Source organism: Desulfovibrio sp. An276 (assembly GCF_002159665.1).
Taxonomy (GTDB): Bacteria; Desulfobacterota; Desulfovibrionia; order Desulfovibrionales; family Desulfovibrionaceae; genus Desulfovibrio; species Desulfovibrio faecigallinarum.
This window is the reverse complement of sequence record NZ_NFJC01000019.1, coordinates 29,249-47,131: the sequence shown is the minus strand read 5'-3', so window position 1 is coordinate 47,131 and position 17,883 is coordinate 29,249. Positions and strand designations below refer to the sequence as shown.

Genomic DNA, 17,883 nt, shown 5'->3' with positions numbered 1-17,883 from the left:
GGGCCAGGTGCTGCGCCTACCCCTTTTTTGCGGCTTCTTCCCTGTCCTTCAGGATCTCTGCCACGGCAAAGTCCGCGTAGATATCGTAGACCTTTTCACCTGTCTCGGCACAGCCTGCGCGGGGATCGCCAAGGTAGGCCTGCGTTGCTCCACAGCCCATGAAGTCCCTGCCTTCGGCAAGGCGAGCCGGGAAGAACTCGCCCTCCCAGTTGGGCTCAAGGGTCTGCAGGATGTCCCTGTCCACAAGGTCCGGGTCGCGCATGAGCATGAGCGCTGTCTCGCTCTCGCCAGCGTGTATGTCCCACTCCGGGTGCGCACAGCGCATGGCACAGGCGATATTTGAGCCGAGTAGCCAGTTGGAGACGCGGGCAAAAATCCTTGTGTCGCGCTCCATGGCCCTGTTGGCCCCTTCCTGCAGGGCTTCTATATTGCGCGGCTCTGCATGGCCGCACATGATCATGATATGTGTGAAGCCCCATTTGGCAAGGCTTGTGCACACGTCCTCCACGATGGCAGCCACGGTCTCGGGGCGCAGGGTGGTGTTGCCGCAAAAGCAGTTGGCAACGTCGGCCAGGGCGTAGTTGATGGGCGAGGCAATGAGGCAGTCGAGGCCCATTGCCTGCAGTTTGGCGCTTGTCCTTTCGCAGACCTCCAGGGCGCTTTCCACGTCTGTGCCCAGGGGAAGGTGCAGGGAGTGCACCTCAGTAGGCCCAATGGGCAGAAGAGCGATGTTGGTTTTTGGGGCAAGTGCTTGCACCTCGCGGGTGTTCATGCGGAAGAGGTAGTGAGCTGGCATGTGACCTCCACAAATTCTTGTTCGTTTGGCAGACCCAAATGTACAGCTCTAGGGCCATGAGGTGAAGCCCCCTGCCAGGCAAAAACTGGGGCCTTGCCAAAGGCCCGGCAAGTTTCTTCGGACACAGGGCAGGCTCACAGGTACTCGAAGGATTCCTGCATGAGGCGTATTTCGGATGCCTGGGCTCCGGCCCGGGTCGCTTCCTCCTTCCAGTGCGAGACAGCCTTGCGTATCCGTGCCATGCGCTCTGTTGCTTCCGACTTGCCAAGACGGAAGAAGTCCGCGGCTTCCAGGGCCGCGTTCAGATCAAAGGCCTGCATGTCCGGGACAATGCCTGTGTGCAGGAAGGGGGCCTTTTCTGCAGGGTGTGAGATTTCGAGATCATAGACTGGCGAAAGCCGCCATCCCAGGGGCTCGCGGAGAAGGCCGTGATTGCGCAGGTGATCGTCGGTATTGTAGACGCACATGTTGAAGACCATACGCATCCACAGCTCGGGCAGATCCGAGGCAGGGCGCGCGCCTTCTGCCTGAAGCGCGTCCGCAATATCCACATAACTTGCGTGGTCACCATCCCTTGCCTGAAGCAGACTCATGGCAGAGAGAAAGGGAATGCGTCGTTCTCCTTCGCAATCAAATACGCGATCAAAGCGGCTGACAAGCAGCACATTTTTGCCAGCTACGCGCAGAAGTCGGACATGTGGCGTCCTGATGCCTGCCAGACTGGCAAGGCGAAGGGTCACATATTCCCAGAGGGGGACGTCGCGGCTGTCATTGCAGCCAGGGAACTTGGCAATCAGGAGCTCTCCCTTGTCCCCAAGGACTGATGCCTTGGGGCGTGCGCCGCCAAGAGAGGAGCCAGGGGCAACCAGCAGGGCGAGATCATTGTTTGTCTCGCTGCGGGTTTCCATGTTGCGCGCAGCGTGCAGAAGCCTTGGCAGAGCGACAAGAGGAGGAACGGAATTGGGGCCAGAGGGGCTTAGGAAAGTCTTTCCGTCATCGGCCAAGAGGCGCAGTGCTCCCTGGCGGGTAAAGTCGCTCACAAGCAGGAGCATGTCCGAGGAAAGCAGGGTGCGTGGCTTGCGTTTCTGGCTTTCGGCCAGGGCCAGTTCCTGTCTGCGTAAAAGCGCCTGCCCCCAACGGTCTGGCGAGCAGTCCTGCAGGCAGAGAAAAAGGCCTTCGCGCGTCTTGGGAAATTGATCAAGGGGAAGATCCGGGCTGATGGCGAATCTGCCCGGATGCACAAGCCAGTCTGGAGCGTAGACAAAGGCAGAGGATATTTTTCCCTTTATGCGGTTGAGCCAGAGCGTGCCAACATGGACTGGGTCCCTTTGCTGCAGGTAGAGGCTGTAGAGTTCACTCATAAATGGTTTTCTCCGTTTTTGGCAGGCGCGCCCTTTTTGGGAGGCGTTCCTCGTCCAGGAGCAGGCCAAAGCTGTCATTCTTCTGATCGAGAATGTCCGCAAATGGCGTTCCCATGCCCATGGCAAGGATGACTGCCGTCACATTGCCTATGCTCACGCCGGTTTCTCCCTTCTCGATGCTGCCAAGTGTCCTGACGGAAATGCCTGCGCGCTCGGCGACCAGTGCCATGGGAAGCCTGCGCCGCAGGCGGGCGGATTTGATGTCTCTGCCGAGCTTTTTAACTGTGCGGTTCACGGAGAGGTTCTGCATTGTCATACCTACACGATATTGCCTGTTATATCCATACAAATAACAATATATTTCCGGTTATGCGGCCTGTCAAGTAATGGATCTGGTCCCCTCGGGAGGGGATGGCCGCGGGGCTTTGGGCAGGAGCCCCAAGTGTAGAGTCCCTGCGTCCGCAGCCACCCGCAAGGCATTTGTCTGTTGACTGCATTTTTGCGGGGTATATTGTGCAGGGCATACAGCCTATATTGTGGAGGGAAGAGCCATGCCAAGACGCCATCTGCGCCCCAAAGCCACATCCTGTGCGGAAAAGCCCAGCCTGCGCGAGGTCGTCCGCAATATCTGCACACGCAATTTCAACATCGTGACAGCTGTCAACCTGCTCGTCATGACCGTCTACTACCTGGTCTTTGTCATAGGCACCGGCTATGTGCAGGCAACCTACGGGGCAAGCCTTTCCACTGCAGGCTTCACCTCCGGCATCATGGTCATTGGCTGTCTTGCCGGGCGCTTTGTCAGCGGAAACCTCATGTCCGTCACAGGCTGCCGTCTGCTCCTTTTGGGCGGGCTATCCCTCTACGCCTTCTCGCTTGCGCTCTTCTTCCTTGTGGGCTCCCTGCCGCTGCTCTTTGCGGACAGGCTTCTGACAGGCCTTGCGGTGGGCATAACAGGCACTGCCACGGCCACAATAGCGGCCTATGTCATCCCTGCCCAAAACAAGGCCTTTGGCATCAGCCTCTTCAGCCTGAGCACCATCCTGGCCCTGGCGCTTGGCCCCTTCCTGGGCATTGTGCTCATGCAGCACATCAAGCACACAACCATCATGCTCGTCATGCTGATTGTCGCCATAGGCGCCCTGGCAGTTGGCCTGCTTTTGAAAAATCCGCCCAAGGTTGCGCACAGGCTCCATCCTATTTTTGAGCTCAACAGCTACATTGACCCAAGGGTGGTGCACTTTGCAGTGGTGCCCCTCATCGTCTTCCTTGGCTACGGCTGCATACAGGCCTTCATGGCCATGTACGCTGCGGAAAGGGGCCTTCAGGCAGCAGCCAGCGTCTTCTTCCTCATCTACGCTGTGGCTGCTCTCGTAAGCCGCCCCATCACGGGCTCCACCATGGACAGCAACGGGGAGAACATCGTCATCTACCCCCTCTTTGTCCTCACGGCCATTGGGCTGCTTCTTCTGGCAAACGCGGATTCCTCGGCCATGCTGCTTTTGGCAGGCGTGTTCGTGGGTCTTGGCTACGGCAACTTCCAGTCCATAGGCCAGGCAGTCTCCCTCTCCATGGTCACCCCCTCGCGCTTTGCCCAGGCAACCTCCACCTTCTTCATCTTCATGGACTTTGGCATTGGCCTTGGTCCCTACATCTTCGGCTTCCTTGTCCCGCACACGGGCTTTGAGGGCATGTTCTACGCACTGACGATAACGCTTGCGGCTGCCATGGTCCTCTACCATTTCCTGCACGGGAGAAGGGTGCGCTACGTATAGGCTCTGTTCTTGCGAAAAGGAGTTTGCAGGCTGGGACGCGTGGGGCATTGCCCCTGGATCCGGCTCGCTGCCTTTCACTTTCCTGCGCAAAAGGTGAGCGCGATGCTTCCCTGTATCCCGTGAACCCTGGGGAAAGAAGCGGGTCTTCCACTGCATCTGGCTGCATTTGAGGCGTTGCCCGAAGCACGAGGGGCAGACCCGCATCCTGGCTGCTGGAAGAGCCATGGAAGCCGTGACAGACGCGCCTTTTACCCTTCTTGATGCTGCCCGGGGAGCAGGCGGGGAGGCCCGTGCGCCCTGCGCCCAGGGCAATACAGGGCCCGAGTTACGCTCGAAGCTGAAGTCGCTGTCAGGGCTTTTTCGATGCCGAAATCTGTGTGTTCTTGCCACTGAGAGTGGGCAATTGGCAGCATATTCCCTGTTGTGCAGAGGCCTGAGGGCGTGTTTTCGTTGTCCTCTCAAAGGGGAGAAGCTTTTTGGTTGTGCATCGCTGGCAGCCGAAATACATGCTGCCTTGCGCGTTTCATGTGGGAGATATGTCGTGGAAGGCGGCGAAAAAAGCGAAATTTCTGCTTGACAAAATTGCCTGAAAGACTCAATGTAACCGCAACAAATCCCCCGGTCTGGAAAGTGGGATTTGCAGAGTTCCTGCAAGATACAGGGAGCTTGCCTGATAGAATGTTTTTCTTGTCACGTAAGATCTCTCACGTCTGCAGGATTTTTTTGTATCTTTTGTTTGCCAGAAAAGAGGTTGCAGAGAGAATTTTTCTCTGTATTTTTCCAGTATCTGACAAATCCTTTCAGGAAAGCCTGCAAGACCAAAAAAGCGATTTTACGCATAGAGCATAACAGACAACCTGAATTTTTTTCAGATATATTCCAGCTTGCAGATAGAAAGGAGTCCATCATGGCAGACATACGCCTTGTCAAGCCTCAGGCAAACGCAGTTCACAATGTCCCCTGCGCGACCGGAAACCGCTTTGTTCTGGAGTTTCCCTCAGACGCGGCACTCTTTGCCAAAGACGGAGACGACCTTGTCTTGAGCTTTGAGGACGGTTCCTCCATACGCCTGCAGGATTTCTACACTACCTACTCGAAGGAGGAGATGCCGAGCTTCGAGATGGAGGGTGCGGAAATCTCCGGCGAGGACTTCTTTGCTGCCCTTGGCAACCCCGACCTCATGCCTGCTGCAGGTCCTTCCGCTGCAGCTGCCACCCGTGGCGGCGGCTTCAACCAGTATGGCAATGTGGAACTTTTGCAGGGCATCGACCGTCTGGGCGGGCTCGACATCAGCTTCAACTGGGGCCAGGAGCACGAGGACGATCTCTATGCCTACGGGCACAGGGATATCGACTATGGCGTAAGCGTGGTCCCGGTTGTGCCGGGTATACTGGATCCGGACATCCCGGTTGTTGACGATCCCGACAACCCCAATGACGGCGGCGTAGGCCCAGTGGTGGACAGGCTTGAGGTCTGGGAGGAAGGCCTTGCCAACGGCAGTAACCCTGCAGGGAAAGATGTTCCCACAGTGGCCCATGGCGGCATGGACATAAGCGCCCCCGACGGTGTGGCAACCATCGTTATTGGTACAGTGACGGTCTTTGCCAATGGACATCTTGTGCGTGGGAGTGACGGAGCGCCGGTCAAGGTGGACACAGGCGAGGGCTATCTGCAGGTCACAGGCTTCAATCCTGCCACAGGGCGCCTTGAGTATGCCTATACTCTGAGGGAATCTACCCAGGAGCACGATCAGGGCAAGGCAAACGAGCATTTCACGCATCTTCTGCCTGTGACCGTCACGGATAGTGACGGGGACAGGGGATCGAGCACTATTTCCGTTGTTATCAGAGACGATGAGCCTACGGCTTACGACGATGCCAATGCCATGAAGGAAGGCGCAAACGAAACGTATCAGTGCAGCGGCAATGTCATTACCGGCATGTGCGACGAAGAGGAAATTGTCGGGAGTGCGGACATACAGGGTGCCGACGGCGCAAGCCTGACGGCCGTTGTCAGCGTGGGCAACTCGAGCGCCAGTGCCGAGAATGTCGATGGCGCACTGGAAATAAGGGGCGAGTACGGCACGCTGACCATCTGGCCCGACGGCTCCTACACCTATGATGTCGACAGGGAGAACTATAACAAGCAAATCATGGGACTCAAGGATGGAGAAAGCCTCAAGGACGTCTTTGCCTATACCCTCACGGACAGGGACGGCGACCAATCCGGTGCATATCTGACCATCAGCATCAACGGTACAAGCCATAGCATCCCCGAATTTTCCGGGAAGGTTACCGTGGACGAGGCGGATCTGACTGACGACAGCAATAAAGGCCATGAGGGGAATGCTCCAGGCATTGAGGGCATAGGGACTGCGACACCAGGAAGCTTTACCCTTGAGGTCATGGACGGTCTTGTCTCCATGACAATCAACGGCGAGAAAGTCGACCTGATCCTCAATGACAATGGCACGGTGACACTCACTCCTGGACAGCAATTTTCTGACGACAACGGCTATCTGACAATCGACAGCATTGCGGGCGTGGGCGAATACAAGGTGACCTACACCTATCACCTGACCAATTCCACGCTGCACCCCGCAGGCGCTGACCGCAATCATCTTGCCAATCTCCATTCCTTTGAAGTCACTGTCTCGGATCAGGACGGAAGCAGCAAGTGCGGCCTTATCAATGTCGATATCATCGACGATATTCCCGAACTCGAGAGAGAACCCGATTTTATAGGGGATGCTGCTCAGGTCAGAGAAGAGGCTCTGCAAGACTCTGGCACTGGCCTTGCCACTGCTACTGTTAATCTTGCCGCTGCCTTTGCCAATCTCCTGGAACATTACGGAGCGGACGGCCCTAACCAGGCTGATGCGGCCAGGGAGAAGGGTGTCTACACGCTGGAACTGTCAGCTGAGCGTGTTGCGACAAATCTGGAGGGACTGGTTGGCGACGGAGAGGGCCCAGATGCCTACGCGCAAATCTTTCTTGTGAAGACTGAAGATGGTGATGTGCAGGGTGTGGCAGGCGATAATGACACACCATGCTTTACCATCAGCATTGATGAGGACGGCAAGGCAACCTTCACATTGCAGCAGCCTGTGCAGCATGGTGCTGAGGGCACGAAGACAGACGACATTCTGACTTTGGAGACAGTGAATGACGGTTCCTTCACGATCAAGTACACCATCACGGATGCTGACGGTGACACGGCCAATAAGTCCCTGGATCTTGGACAAGCAGGCGTTTTCACGATTGAGGATTCGGAGACTAAGGTTCTAGCTAATCAGGACCAACACTCTGCCAATACTTCCCTCACTGTTGACGAGAGCTTTGCAAACAGAAATGACGATCGTTTTGCCCAAGGGGATCAGGAAGAGCCTGACAATATAGGCACAGCTGTGCTTGATAAGGAGTATGTGCAGGGTCTCTTTGAAATCCAGACAGGGGCGGATGATAAAGGCCTGACAGGCATGGAAGTTGCCCACAAGTTTTCCCTGATCTTTTCAGGTGATGCTAATTCCGGTCTTACAGGTCTCTATGAGGACAAGAATGGCGTAACACAGAGTGGGTCCATCTTTCTGTACAAGAATGAAGAGGATGGCTCCATCTCCGGCCGTGTCGGTGGCAAAGACGGTCCCGAGGCCTTCAAACTGGAAATTGACGACCAGACGGGAGAGATAACGCTCACCATGACAGATGCTGCGTCCATCAGGCACGATAAGACAGACAGGTTCGACGAGACAGCAACGCTTGCCGGCAAGATTCAAGTTGAGCTGTCTGTCACGGACAGGGACGGAGACAAAGATTCTGCCACAGCCAATGTTACCCTGAACTTCCAAGACGACGGGCCTGCCCTGAGCCTGCCCTCGGCCAAGGAGATGACCAGTAAGGCTCAGGTGGCGGACGATGGCACGATAACAGGTCATCTTTCCGGAGAAATGCAATTTGATTTTGGTGCAGACGGACCTGCCCAAAGTGGGGCCGTCACTGTGGAAATTCGCTACGGTGAGGGAGATCTGATTACAATCACTTGCACCTATAATGCGGAGACAGGGAGCTGGAGCGGCGAGACTGAAGATGGGCATGCCTTTACCATAAAGCCCAAGGGGGATCCTTCCCTCGACGACCTCTATACCTTCGAATACACCCGTCCTGTCAGTGTTAGCGAAACTTCGGATGGCGATGTTACAATCAAGGTGACAGTGACGGATGGTGACGGGGACAGTATTTTCCAGCAGACAACAGATTATGCCCCGACCATCACTGTGGAAGATAATGATGATGCCGCAGTCAAGGAAGCCGGCGTTGCCGGACATGAGGAGGTCCAAGGAGATCCTGATAATCCCAATGCAGAGGTCTCCGGAAAGCCTTCTGTTTCCGGGCAAATTACCCTTGCCCAGTCGTCAGGTGAGGACAAGGCCGACGACGATGATCTTGCCCTGATCCTGTACGGCGGTTCGATCGAACACACAACCCTGACACTTGATGATCCCAACGATCCTGCTGATCAGAAAGAAGGAGAGCAAATTACCAGTGAAGTCGGCAATTTCGGGAAGATAGATGAGGAGAAGGGAGGTTCGTTCTATCTTGTGCAGAATGGTGAGAAGCTTGCCCTGAAAGAGTCTGTCTCAGAGGGCGAAGATTACTACGGCACGCTGACCTTCACCAAGGGCGAGGAGGACACCTGGACCTGGGAATTCACGCTCAACGACGGAAACAGCGATCTTGTGAACAGCATGACTGAGAGGGAGGAAATACATCTTTCCCTCAAGCTCGGCGTGTCGGACGGTATGCTGCAGGATGGCAGCGGGAAGCTCGACATCACCATCCATGGCACCAACGATCTGCCGTACTTTGTTGTGGGCGAGAACTGGGCTGACAAGGCCGGTGATGCCGTTTTGACAGCTACGGATAGTGCTGCATCCCAGGAAGGTTGGAAAACCGAGTGGGAGGGCACACTGCAAGCAGAAGATCCCGATAAGGACAATGGTGAAGGTTCGCAAGAGCAGGGTGTCAATCATCTGAAGTTCAGCCTCACAAGCGAATTTAGCACGGACGCAGGGCAGGTAACAGAGGAGGTTCCTAATCCGTATCAGCCCTATCAAGATAGCAACGACGAGAAGAATAATCTGCTTAGTTCTATACAGAAAGATCTAACGAACGGCACAGACACTGAAAAAGATCTTAACTACACCGAAATAGCGACAATCTATGGAACTTTCCGTGTCTACGAAAACGGAGAGTATACATATACTCCTTCTGATACTTCAAAGATAGGTGCCGATGAATACGTAACAGAAACCTTCACGGTAAGGGTTGAAGATGCCCATGGTTCCTTTACAACAGAGACGATAACCATCACCCTGCGCGATAATAATTACGCCACTGCTGGTGGGAAAAAAGTAACTCTTGTTGCCAGGGAAGAGGGTGTACTAGGTGATTCTGTCAAACAAGCCACTGCGGAGGGCTACAATACGCACGTTCCCACTGAGAACGGAGAGACAGAAGGAGAGGGAAGCAGCGTTCTTTTCAGGGATGATGATGTCAACGATACGCTGACTCTAACGGCAGAAAACTCCACGCTTTCCTGGAAAGAAGGTGAAGAACAGAAGACAGAAAGTATTAACTTCCCTGAAGATGGGATCATTGTTTCCATCGCAGGGGGGCCTGCTACTTCGCTCTCTCTTGTGGCCATACCAGGTGAAGATGGCAATTGGAGCTTTGCCTGGCAGGCACGACCTGCACAGAATGCAGATGTCGTGGGCACGCTCACGCTCACCAGAACCGAAAACGGGGAGGTCACAAGTTCTTTCGAACTGGATCCCAAGAACAAGGATCCTTTTAATGAGGATAATAATAACGACATCGACAACAGTCGTTTCCTGGATCAGTTGAGCCAGGGAGAGACTGTGACGGTTAAGTTGCCGCTCACTGCGACATCTTCTGGGGGCGGTAAAGAGGCTCAAAGTTCACTGACCATCACTATCAAGGGAACCAACGACAGGCCTGTGATCGAGTCTGTCATGGTACAAGATGAAGATGGAAGTTTTGATGAAAGTACCGGACAGAATTCCACCCTTAGGGTAGATTCTGCTGATGAAAATAGTGCCTCTGGTTCAGAATCCGTCGAGACAGAGCCGGATCTCACAGGAAAAGTCCTTGCCCATGATGTGGATGAGGACAATGGTGGCGGCTCCAATGAATATACCGAGCATCAACTGATCTTCACGCTCAGCAACATGGAGAGTCGTGTACAAGGTCAAGGCGTCGAAGGTTCTATAATAGAGAGCAATGGATCTACCTTCTTTAATCATGAGGATGATAATCCCGGAGATTTTACAAATCAGTACACAACCATCAAGACCACCTATGGCAAACTTGAGCTTAATCCAGATGGTACATTCGACTACTACATGGACGAGCCCAAGCTTGTAGAGAACGAAGATGGTACAAAAACTCCCAATGCCATCATGGCCCTTGGGCTAGGTCATTCTGTCACAGAGACCTATACTGTGCGTGTGACGGACAGCCATGGTTCATGGACAGAGAAGACCTTCGAGATCACCATCCAGGGCACCAACGAAAAGCCTGTCATCACCTCGAAGGAGCTGGAGGTGCATGGTGTGGAGAGGAATACGGCGGATTCCTCATACCATGATGAAGATGGCAAAGGCTACTCCGTTGCTTGGGTAACAGGCAAGGATTACGACATTGGAGATAGTGTTACAAGATACTGTTTTTTGGATAAAGGTAGTGAGGATGCCCAACCTACTGATTCCATAGAGATCAAAGCCATCGCTCTGTTAAATCTGCTTCTGCAAGAAGGAGGAGAAAAATATTTTACTGCCGATCCAGAAGCTCTTGCAGTTCTGAAAACCTATCTTACTGACTATTCAGATGAAGTCGTGGCCACACTGAAGCTGCAAACTGTCACTGGCGAGAACGGTGCAACGGAAGGAAAGCTCACTCTGGTTCCCAATCAGAATTCCTACTTTATCCAGTCCCTGAAAACATCGGACAGTGTGAGCTTTGATCTGTCCGACATCTGCTCTTCTCTTATCGTTGCGCAGGATAAGAACAATGCCTATAGCGAAGGTGTTGACGTCAAGCTGGTTCTGCATGGGACCAACGATGCGACCAATCCCTCTACTGTAGATGTGCCCCATGTGAAGGAAGAAGGGTTCTATCGTGACGAAGAAGAGAGCATACAGGGAACTACTCAAAAGGTTAATAGTGACGATGACGATAACCTTCATAAGGGCGAACATCTGAATTCTGACACGGGCTCCTTTACCATCAACGATCGTGACGCAGGCCAGGTGATCTTCAAGCTTGAAGGTCAAGAAATTGGCAAAGAAACGAACATACAATATGGTGAAGACAATAAAAACATAGACTTTGAAACTGACAGCAATGAGCCCATGTATGTGCTCGGCAAGTACGGCTATTACGAGATCACTCTGGGCTCTACGATGGATCCGTCCACCGGATCCAAGACCTTTGAGTACAGCTATCACCTCTTCAATGGTGACGCGGATACGCTCCCCCAAAAGGTACAAGAGCTGCTTCAGGAGAAGAGAGAGGATTTCCAGGACAAGCTCAATGCTATCGATTCCATACCGCAGGGCGAGCAGGTCCCGGACAATGTCACCATCCAGATTAACACCGGAAAGGGAGATAAAGATCTGATTCTTTCGGCCACAGTCTCCGGCAGCAACGACAAGCCGTATATCAATGATGTTGTGGCTGTAGAGGATGCGAACCTAGATACTGGATACGAAGCTCTTGAAGTTGTGACATCTAAGCCTGAACAAGAGAATCCAGGCGAACAAAATTGCATGTATTTCGATAAGGCTAAAGGAGAACTCCATATCACGCTGCAAAGCAACAGTGATGGCAGCACAGGAAAATACATCGGAAAGATTGCCGGTTTGGACAGGGATTCTGACCAATATGAAGGCGCTCAGGGAACTCACGTCGTCAGCTACAGCTTTGTGTATACTGGCGAGGATGGCTTAACCCAGGCTGCCAACATGTGGACCATTAACGGGAACACGGCAACGTCCTCCTTTGGCACCATCAGCATTGACGCCGAGGGGGTCATTCGCATTGAACTCGACAAGGATGCGGGAAAGAATATCTCTGCCGGCGAAATAAAGAATATTTTTGCTGGTCTGTCCGTGATCTGCAAGGACGATCTCGGGGCCCACTCCGATCGTGTGAATCTTGTCGGCATGCTTGTGGGTGTAGACGATGAGGCCACGGCAATAGACAGCACGGAGTACATCTGGGAAGGGCAGCATGTCCATGATAAAAATATGTCGCAGCTGGATACGGATTTCAGTGATGTCTGGGCTGACAGAGAGGATTCTGTGCTGCATGGGTTTGTGAAAGTCACGGATCCCGACTTGCAAGACACAATCAGCGTGACTGTGGATATGGGCAGTGGCAGTGGTGTCGAAGAGTTTGTTTTGAGCTTCACTGATGGTAAATCTCAGGAAATTCCAGGCAAATACGGCACCTTCATCTTCACCTGGAAACAGGATAAAGACAGCAACACTGTGACGCTTGACTATGAATACAAGTACACTACTGGTGAAAATCAACTAGAACATCTCAACGTCGGTGAAACAATGGAGCTGGAAAATGTCCAGCTGTCATTCACCTCGAAGGCTCCCAATGGCGGGACACATACTGTGCCTTCCTCGATCGACATCATCGCAAAGGGCACCAATGATGCTCCCGAGATTACGGTAACCGACAGCTGCCAAGACGGTCCTGATCAGGATGGTGTGTACACTCACAAGGGTACAGTCCCCAACTGGGGACAGGTTGAGGGAGAGCTTGAATTATCCGACGTGGATAATTCTTCCGAGGAGCTGTATTGCGGTTTCCTCAGCTACACCAAAGATGGGACGACCTATTACGTCTATGGCGAGACCGGGAAGGATGGCATTACAGTTTATAAGCAGTGGTATCCAAATCCTGAAGCAGAGGGATCGCAGAACCTTGACACATTGCATCTTACTCTTGATCAACTCACCCCAACGCAGAGCGTCCAGCTTGATCACGGCACTCTGTATGTGGACGATAACGGTCACTACAAATACAGTCGAAATCCCGAAGATATAGTGACTTCCGATGATAATAGCGACATTTTCTATGTAACCGTGCGTGACGAGCATGGTGCCATGGACTCTGTAGCCATCAAATTCGAATGTGAAGGAGCACAAAGTGGTGGTCCCTTGCCAGCAGTGGATATGCAAAACCCCATCGAGATGCCTGTGACTGAACCAGGCCCTGATGGTGGCCTTGTTCATGTCGGTGACGAAGAGGGAACTGTAGGTCTCTATGATGAAGGGATCTATAACGGCTTGTCGCTGACTGTGTACTACACTAAAGACGATAGTGGGTCGATCAATCTGTTGCACTGGAATAAAGACGGCATCTTGGTGGATGCAAATGAGGAGGGCGTACAAGAAAGTGAGCTTTCGCAGGCCACTGCCACATTGGAACAACAGGATGATGGTTCCTTTGAATGGGTGTATAAGGACCAAGAAGATGTCACAATACAAGGCTTCCCCGAGGTTGATCTGGAAATCCGCTTCGGAGAGAGCTGGGAGACCGGTACCTATTCCCTCGAAACAGAATACGGCACTGTCTATTGGGACAAGGCGACTGGCGAGGTACGCTACGAACTCGACAGCAGAGCAGACGCGCTCAATGCCGGCCAGGTGGTCACGGAAAATGTGAGCATCTGGATCAACGGGAAAAAAATGTCCGAGATGCTCCAGCTGGAGATAACCGGCACAGGGGATGCCTCGGAAGTGGACGCTCCTGCCCTGACCGTTGAGCTTGGGAGCGAGGACAATGAAGAACAAGGCACGCTGCACATCGAGGACATCGACAATGCCGATGGTGCGGGAGATGTCTACGACACGCACAGTCTGCAGGTGAAGCTTGGCGACAGCAAAACCATTGATGTGGATGATGGCAAGACAATCTATGTGCTTGCCGACGGGAATGGTTACAAGCTTGTCTCTAAGGAGGCATTCAATGAAGAAGATGGAGATGTCTGCTACGGCGAACTGACATTCCATGTCAACGGTGACAATTTCAGCTATACCTTTACAGCCCATGAAGACTCAAAGGTCAGCAAGGATCTCAAGGATGGTCAGTCTGTAGACTTCACTGTTCCCATCGTTGTGACCGACAAATCTTCTGTCGAAGGTGCCACGGAAGCAGATCACAATGACCAGACAACAACAGAGTCCGCGATCAACATCACCCTTGTGGGCAAGGCAGATGAGCCTGAAATCACAGGGACCTTCGATGTCGGCATCACCGAGGAGGGTGTAATTCCTGAAGGAGAAGAGGGAACCCAGGGCCCTGGATCCCACGCTGTCAGCGGCAGCCTGAATATTGAAGCCTACAACGAAAGCTACACTGTCAAGGGAGTATTTCTTAAAGAAGGCCAGACGGATGAAAAAGCCGATTACACTAATGCCTCTACCTTCATCCAGGGCACATATGGAACCCTTGTTCTCAGGCAGGACGGCTTCTACACCTACACTTTGGAGTACGACAAAGTGCAGCATTTGCGTGAGGGCCAAGAAGTTGAGGAAAATTTCGCAGTACAAGTAACTTCGCAAGGGGGAACAGTTACCGAGACCATCACTGTCACCATCCATGGCCAGAACGATCTTCCCGAAGTGATCGTGACGCGTCCGGTGCTTTCCGTGCTGGAGAAGTATACTCCCGAGGACTCTGGGGAGCCGGACATTTCCGCTACAGGCAAGGTCAACGCCCAGGATATCGATACGGGTGACGAGCTGACCTACGGCATTCAGGTTGGAGAAGACTTCATCGCTGTTTCTGAAGAAGAGAGTCAAGTCACTGTCTACGTGACAGGGACAAAGTCAGCAGACGGAAAACTCACGTTTGAGCTTGCCCAGCAGGATCCGGATGACGACAACTATGTGGGCAAGATCACAATGAGCTCTGACGGCAACTATACTTTTACCCTCAATCAGGGAAGTGATCTTGTGCGCGAGCTCAACACGGGCGAGAGTAAGAGCTTCGAGGTTCAGGTCGGTGTCAATGACGGCACAGATACTGTCACCAAGCCTGTGCAGATTACCATCAACGGCAGCAATGAAGCTCCCGAAATCACAGCAGATATCAAGATTTTCGAGGACGATATGGTGGTGAGTGATTCGCAAGAAGGTTCCTACACTCTGACCATTACCCCCGGTGAGGAGGATGGCTATGGCTATCAGGTCACGGACGCGGAAGGCGAGAATCTGACCTATACCTTTGAGCTCCCGCGTGGCGAACAACTGCAGTCGTACACGACCAGGCTGTCTCTTGGGGACGATGGCGAAAAGTATGAAGTCACCTTTGTCATTGACAAGGAGAGCGGTGAAATAACCCTTACCTATGGTGATGATCTCAGGAACGCCATTGACGCATTGGCTCAAGATGCCAGTGCCGTGCTTAAGCCAGAAGACCTGCTGGTTGTGGTTCAGGATGAATCCGGAGCCAAGGCGAGCAGTGATTTGACCCTGACAGTCACAGGTACCAATGACGCTCCAGTAATCAATACGGCTCTCTCTAATGTCACAGACAATAAGGGGTCGGTGGTCTTTACCGATGTGGATACGTCAGATACGCATACCATAACCTTCAATGGTCTGCTTGATGCATCTGGCAATGCGCTCACGTTCAACACAGAGGAGCTTCCGCAGTCTCTCGCTGTATACGATGAAGAGCATAAGCAGATCGGCACACTGGAGGGCATTACACTGGCACAAAAAGATGCTCAGGACACACTCACCTATACCTTCAGGCCAGATAATACCTATCTGAATACACTTCCTGTCGGGGAGTCCAAGGAAATCAGCTTCAGTGTGACTGTTGATGACAATCATGGTGAGCCACAGGACATTGATCAATCCTTCTCAATAGTCAATAACAATGATAGTCCCGAGATAGAAGACGACAAAAGCACTTCTATTGAAGATAGTGAAGGAATAACTGGGACACTTGTTTTCTCTGATGACGATATCACGGACACGCACACTGTTGTCTTCGATGGACTTCGTAATGGAAACGGAGACAATATAACAATTGATCTAGCTGATTTCTCCCAGCAACAAGCAGTTCAGTCTGTATATCTTGAAGGAGAACTGGTTGGAAAATTGACTGTTTCCTACGCCAAGGGAGAAGACAATCAAAACAATAAAATAACCTACACTTTCGAGGCTGCGGAAAAGCTGAACCACCTTCAGGTAGGTGATACCGATTTGCCTTTTACTGTCAGCATAAAAGATGCAGGAGGTCTGAAGACAGAAGAATTTAAAGATGGTCTGACACTTGTCAATAAAAACGATGATCCCATAATAACTGTCACCCCTGGGCAGGGGGACAATACTGGCACCATTGAAATTGAGGATGCGGACAAGCTGGATAGGCACACAATTTTTGTCCTGTATGATGGGACTAGCTATCCTCTTGCCGAGGGAGCAACCGAGGTGAGCATCCCTGACCTGGGTGTCATTGTCTTCGAGAAGACAGAGTCAGGCTGGAGCTACAGCTTTGAGGCCAATGCCTCTGTCCAGAACAAGTATCCTGCGGGCACGACCACTCCTGAATCTGTCAGCATTCAGGCAAATGATGGGCATACAACTGTCACATCCGATGATTTCAGTGTCATAATCAAGGGAACAAACACCATCCCGGATATCTCGTATGGTGAGAACATCACAATCGCAAGCCTTGAATCCTATGCTCTTTCTTTGCCTGCCACCGATGATGATGGCGACACTCTGGAATACACATTTGCTCAGACGAATGGACAGTATGGAACACTTGTCTTTGACGAGGACAGTGGTCAGTATACCTACGAAATTAATCCTGAAGCTTTTGCAGGCATCTCTGATCGGGACGAGCCACTGACAGAATCCTTCGACTACACTGTCGATGATGGCGTAAACGCCCCTGTTCAAGGTACCATCACCCTGAATCTGGATCTGTCCAATCTTGAACTCCCACTTCCGGTAGAGCCGGAGGAGACGCCGGGCGAAGAGGAGACAACCATTCCCGATTCCTCCCAGGGCGACAGTTCCGAGACTGCAGATACAGACGCAGACGAGGATTTCGAAGCCATTGTGTACAGCATAGAAAATGGCGATGACGACACGCCCCTCTTCACGAGAGACACGTACTCCCTTGCCGACGGAGAGGAAATGTACTCCCTGTCCCCGGATGAGCCGGAAGAAAACACTGTCGACATCGTGGCCTACGACAGTACGGACTACATGGTTGATGGCGGCGAGGGTGTGAGCTTCATGGTTTCGGAGAACGAGGATCTGACCATGGACGACATCCTGCAGGGAGACGGCCAGCATGGCCCGATTGTGAGCAACATTGACGTTCTCATCACAGGCGAAGGTGCCGAGAGCCTGACCAACATGGATCAGCTGGCAAGGGACTACGGCATTAGTGTTGACAGGGATGCCAATGCCCTCACTCTGGACGAGAGCTGGCAGAAGGTCGACTCTGGACACACTGACACCCAGGTGTTCAGCAACGGTTCCCTGACCCTTGAAACCTCACTCGACGTGAGCCTGCCGTCCGACGATCTGAACGTGCAGGCGGCCATGAACCAGGTGAACAACAACTAACCCCTGTGCACATATCCGGTGGCCGTCCACCTCATCTGTGGGCGGCTCCCGGAATTTCTCTCTGCGGCCCGCATTGTGCCAAGGAGAAGGTGATCCATGCGCCAATCCCTTGCGTGGGGCCCCTGGCTGTCCAGACTCTCCGCATGGTCTGGACAATCCGCAAGGTTCATTCCCGAACCCTGACCTAGCCAAAAGGCCCAAGCCTCGTGCCCCAAGCCCACGCGGAATGCCGGCAAAGGTCCCTGGCATAGATGCCAA

General features: G+C 52.9%; 5 protein-coding genes. 2 read left to right on the top strand and 3 right to left on the bottom strand.

The features are described 5' to 3' along the window. Positions 1 to 16 precede the first annotated feature (16 nt). The 3 genes from B5F76_RS08890 to B5F76_RS08880 all read right to left on the bottom strand — a co-directional run bounded on the left by B5F76_RS08890 (position 17) and on the right by B5F76_RS08880 (position 2,473). The gene (locus B5F76_RS08890) at positions 17 to 796 is read right to left on the bottom strand and encodes a creatininase family protein (RefSeq protein WP_087353425.1); all 780 of its coding nucleotides are present in this window, start codon (positions 794 to 796) and stop codon (positions 17 to 19) included. Positions 797 to 930: 134 nt separating this feature from the next. Beyond that, a complete protein-coding gene (locus B5F76_RS08885; RefSeq protein ID WP_162608779.1) occupies positions 931 to 2,157 on the bottom strand; it encodes a type II toxin-antitoxin system HipA family toxin in 1,227 nt (408 codons plus the stop codon). Continuing rightward, entirely contained in the window at positions 2,150 to 2,473 is a 324-nt protein-coding gene (locus tag B5F76_RS08880) for a helix-turn-helix domain-containing protein (protein WP_204218361.1), read from the bottom strand. Before B5F76_RS08880 ends, B5F76_RS08885 begins: the two co-directional genes overlap by 8 nt. A 235-nt stretch (positions 2,474 to 2,708) precedes the next feature. On the opposite strand from B5F76_RS08880, the gene B5F76_RS08875 reads away from it, so the two are divergent. Next, positions 2,709 to 3,932 (top strand): MFS transporter, encoded by a 1,224-nt coding sequence (locus B5F76_RS08875; RefSeq protein WP_087353421.1) that lies wholly within the window; start codon positions 2,709 to 2,711, stop codon positions 3,930 to 3,932. A gap of 907 nt (positions 3,933 to 4,839) precedes the next feature. Continuing rightward, positions 4,840 to 17,625, top strand: a complete 12,786-nt coding sequence (locus B5F76_RS08870; protein ID WP_087353419.1) for a VCBS domain-containing protein — start codon at positions 4,840 to 4,842, stop codon at positions 17,623 to 17,625. The last annotated feature ends 258 nt before the right edge of the window (positions 17,626 to 17,883 follow it).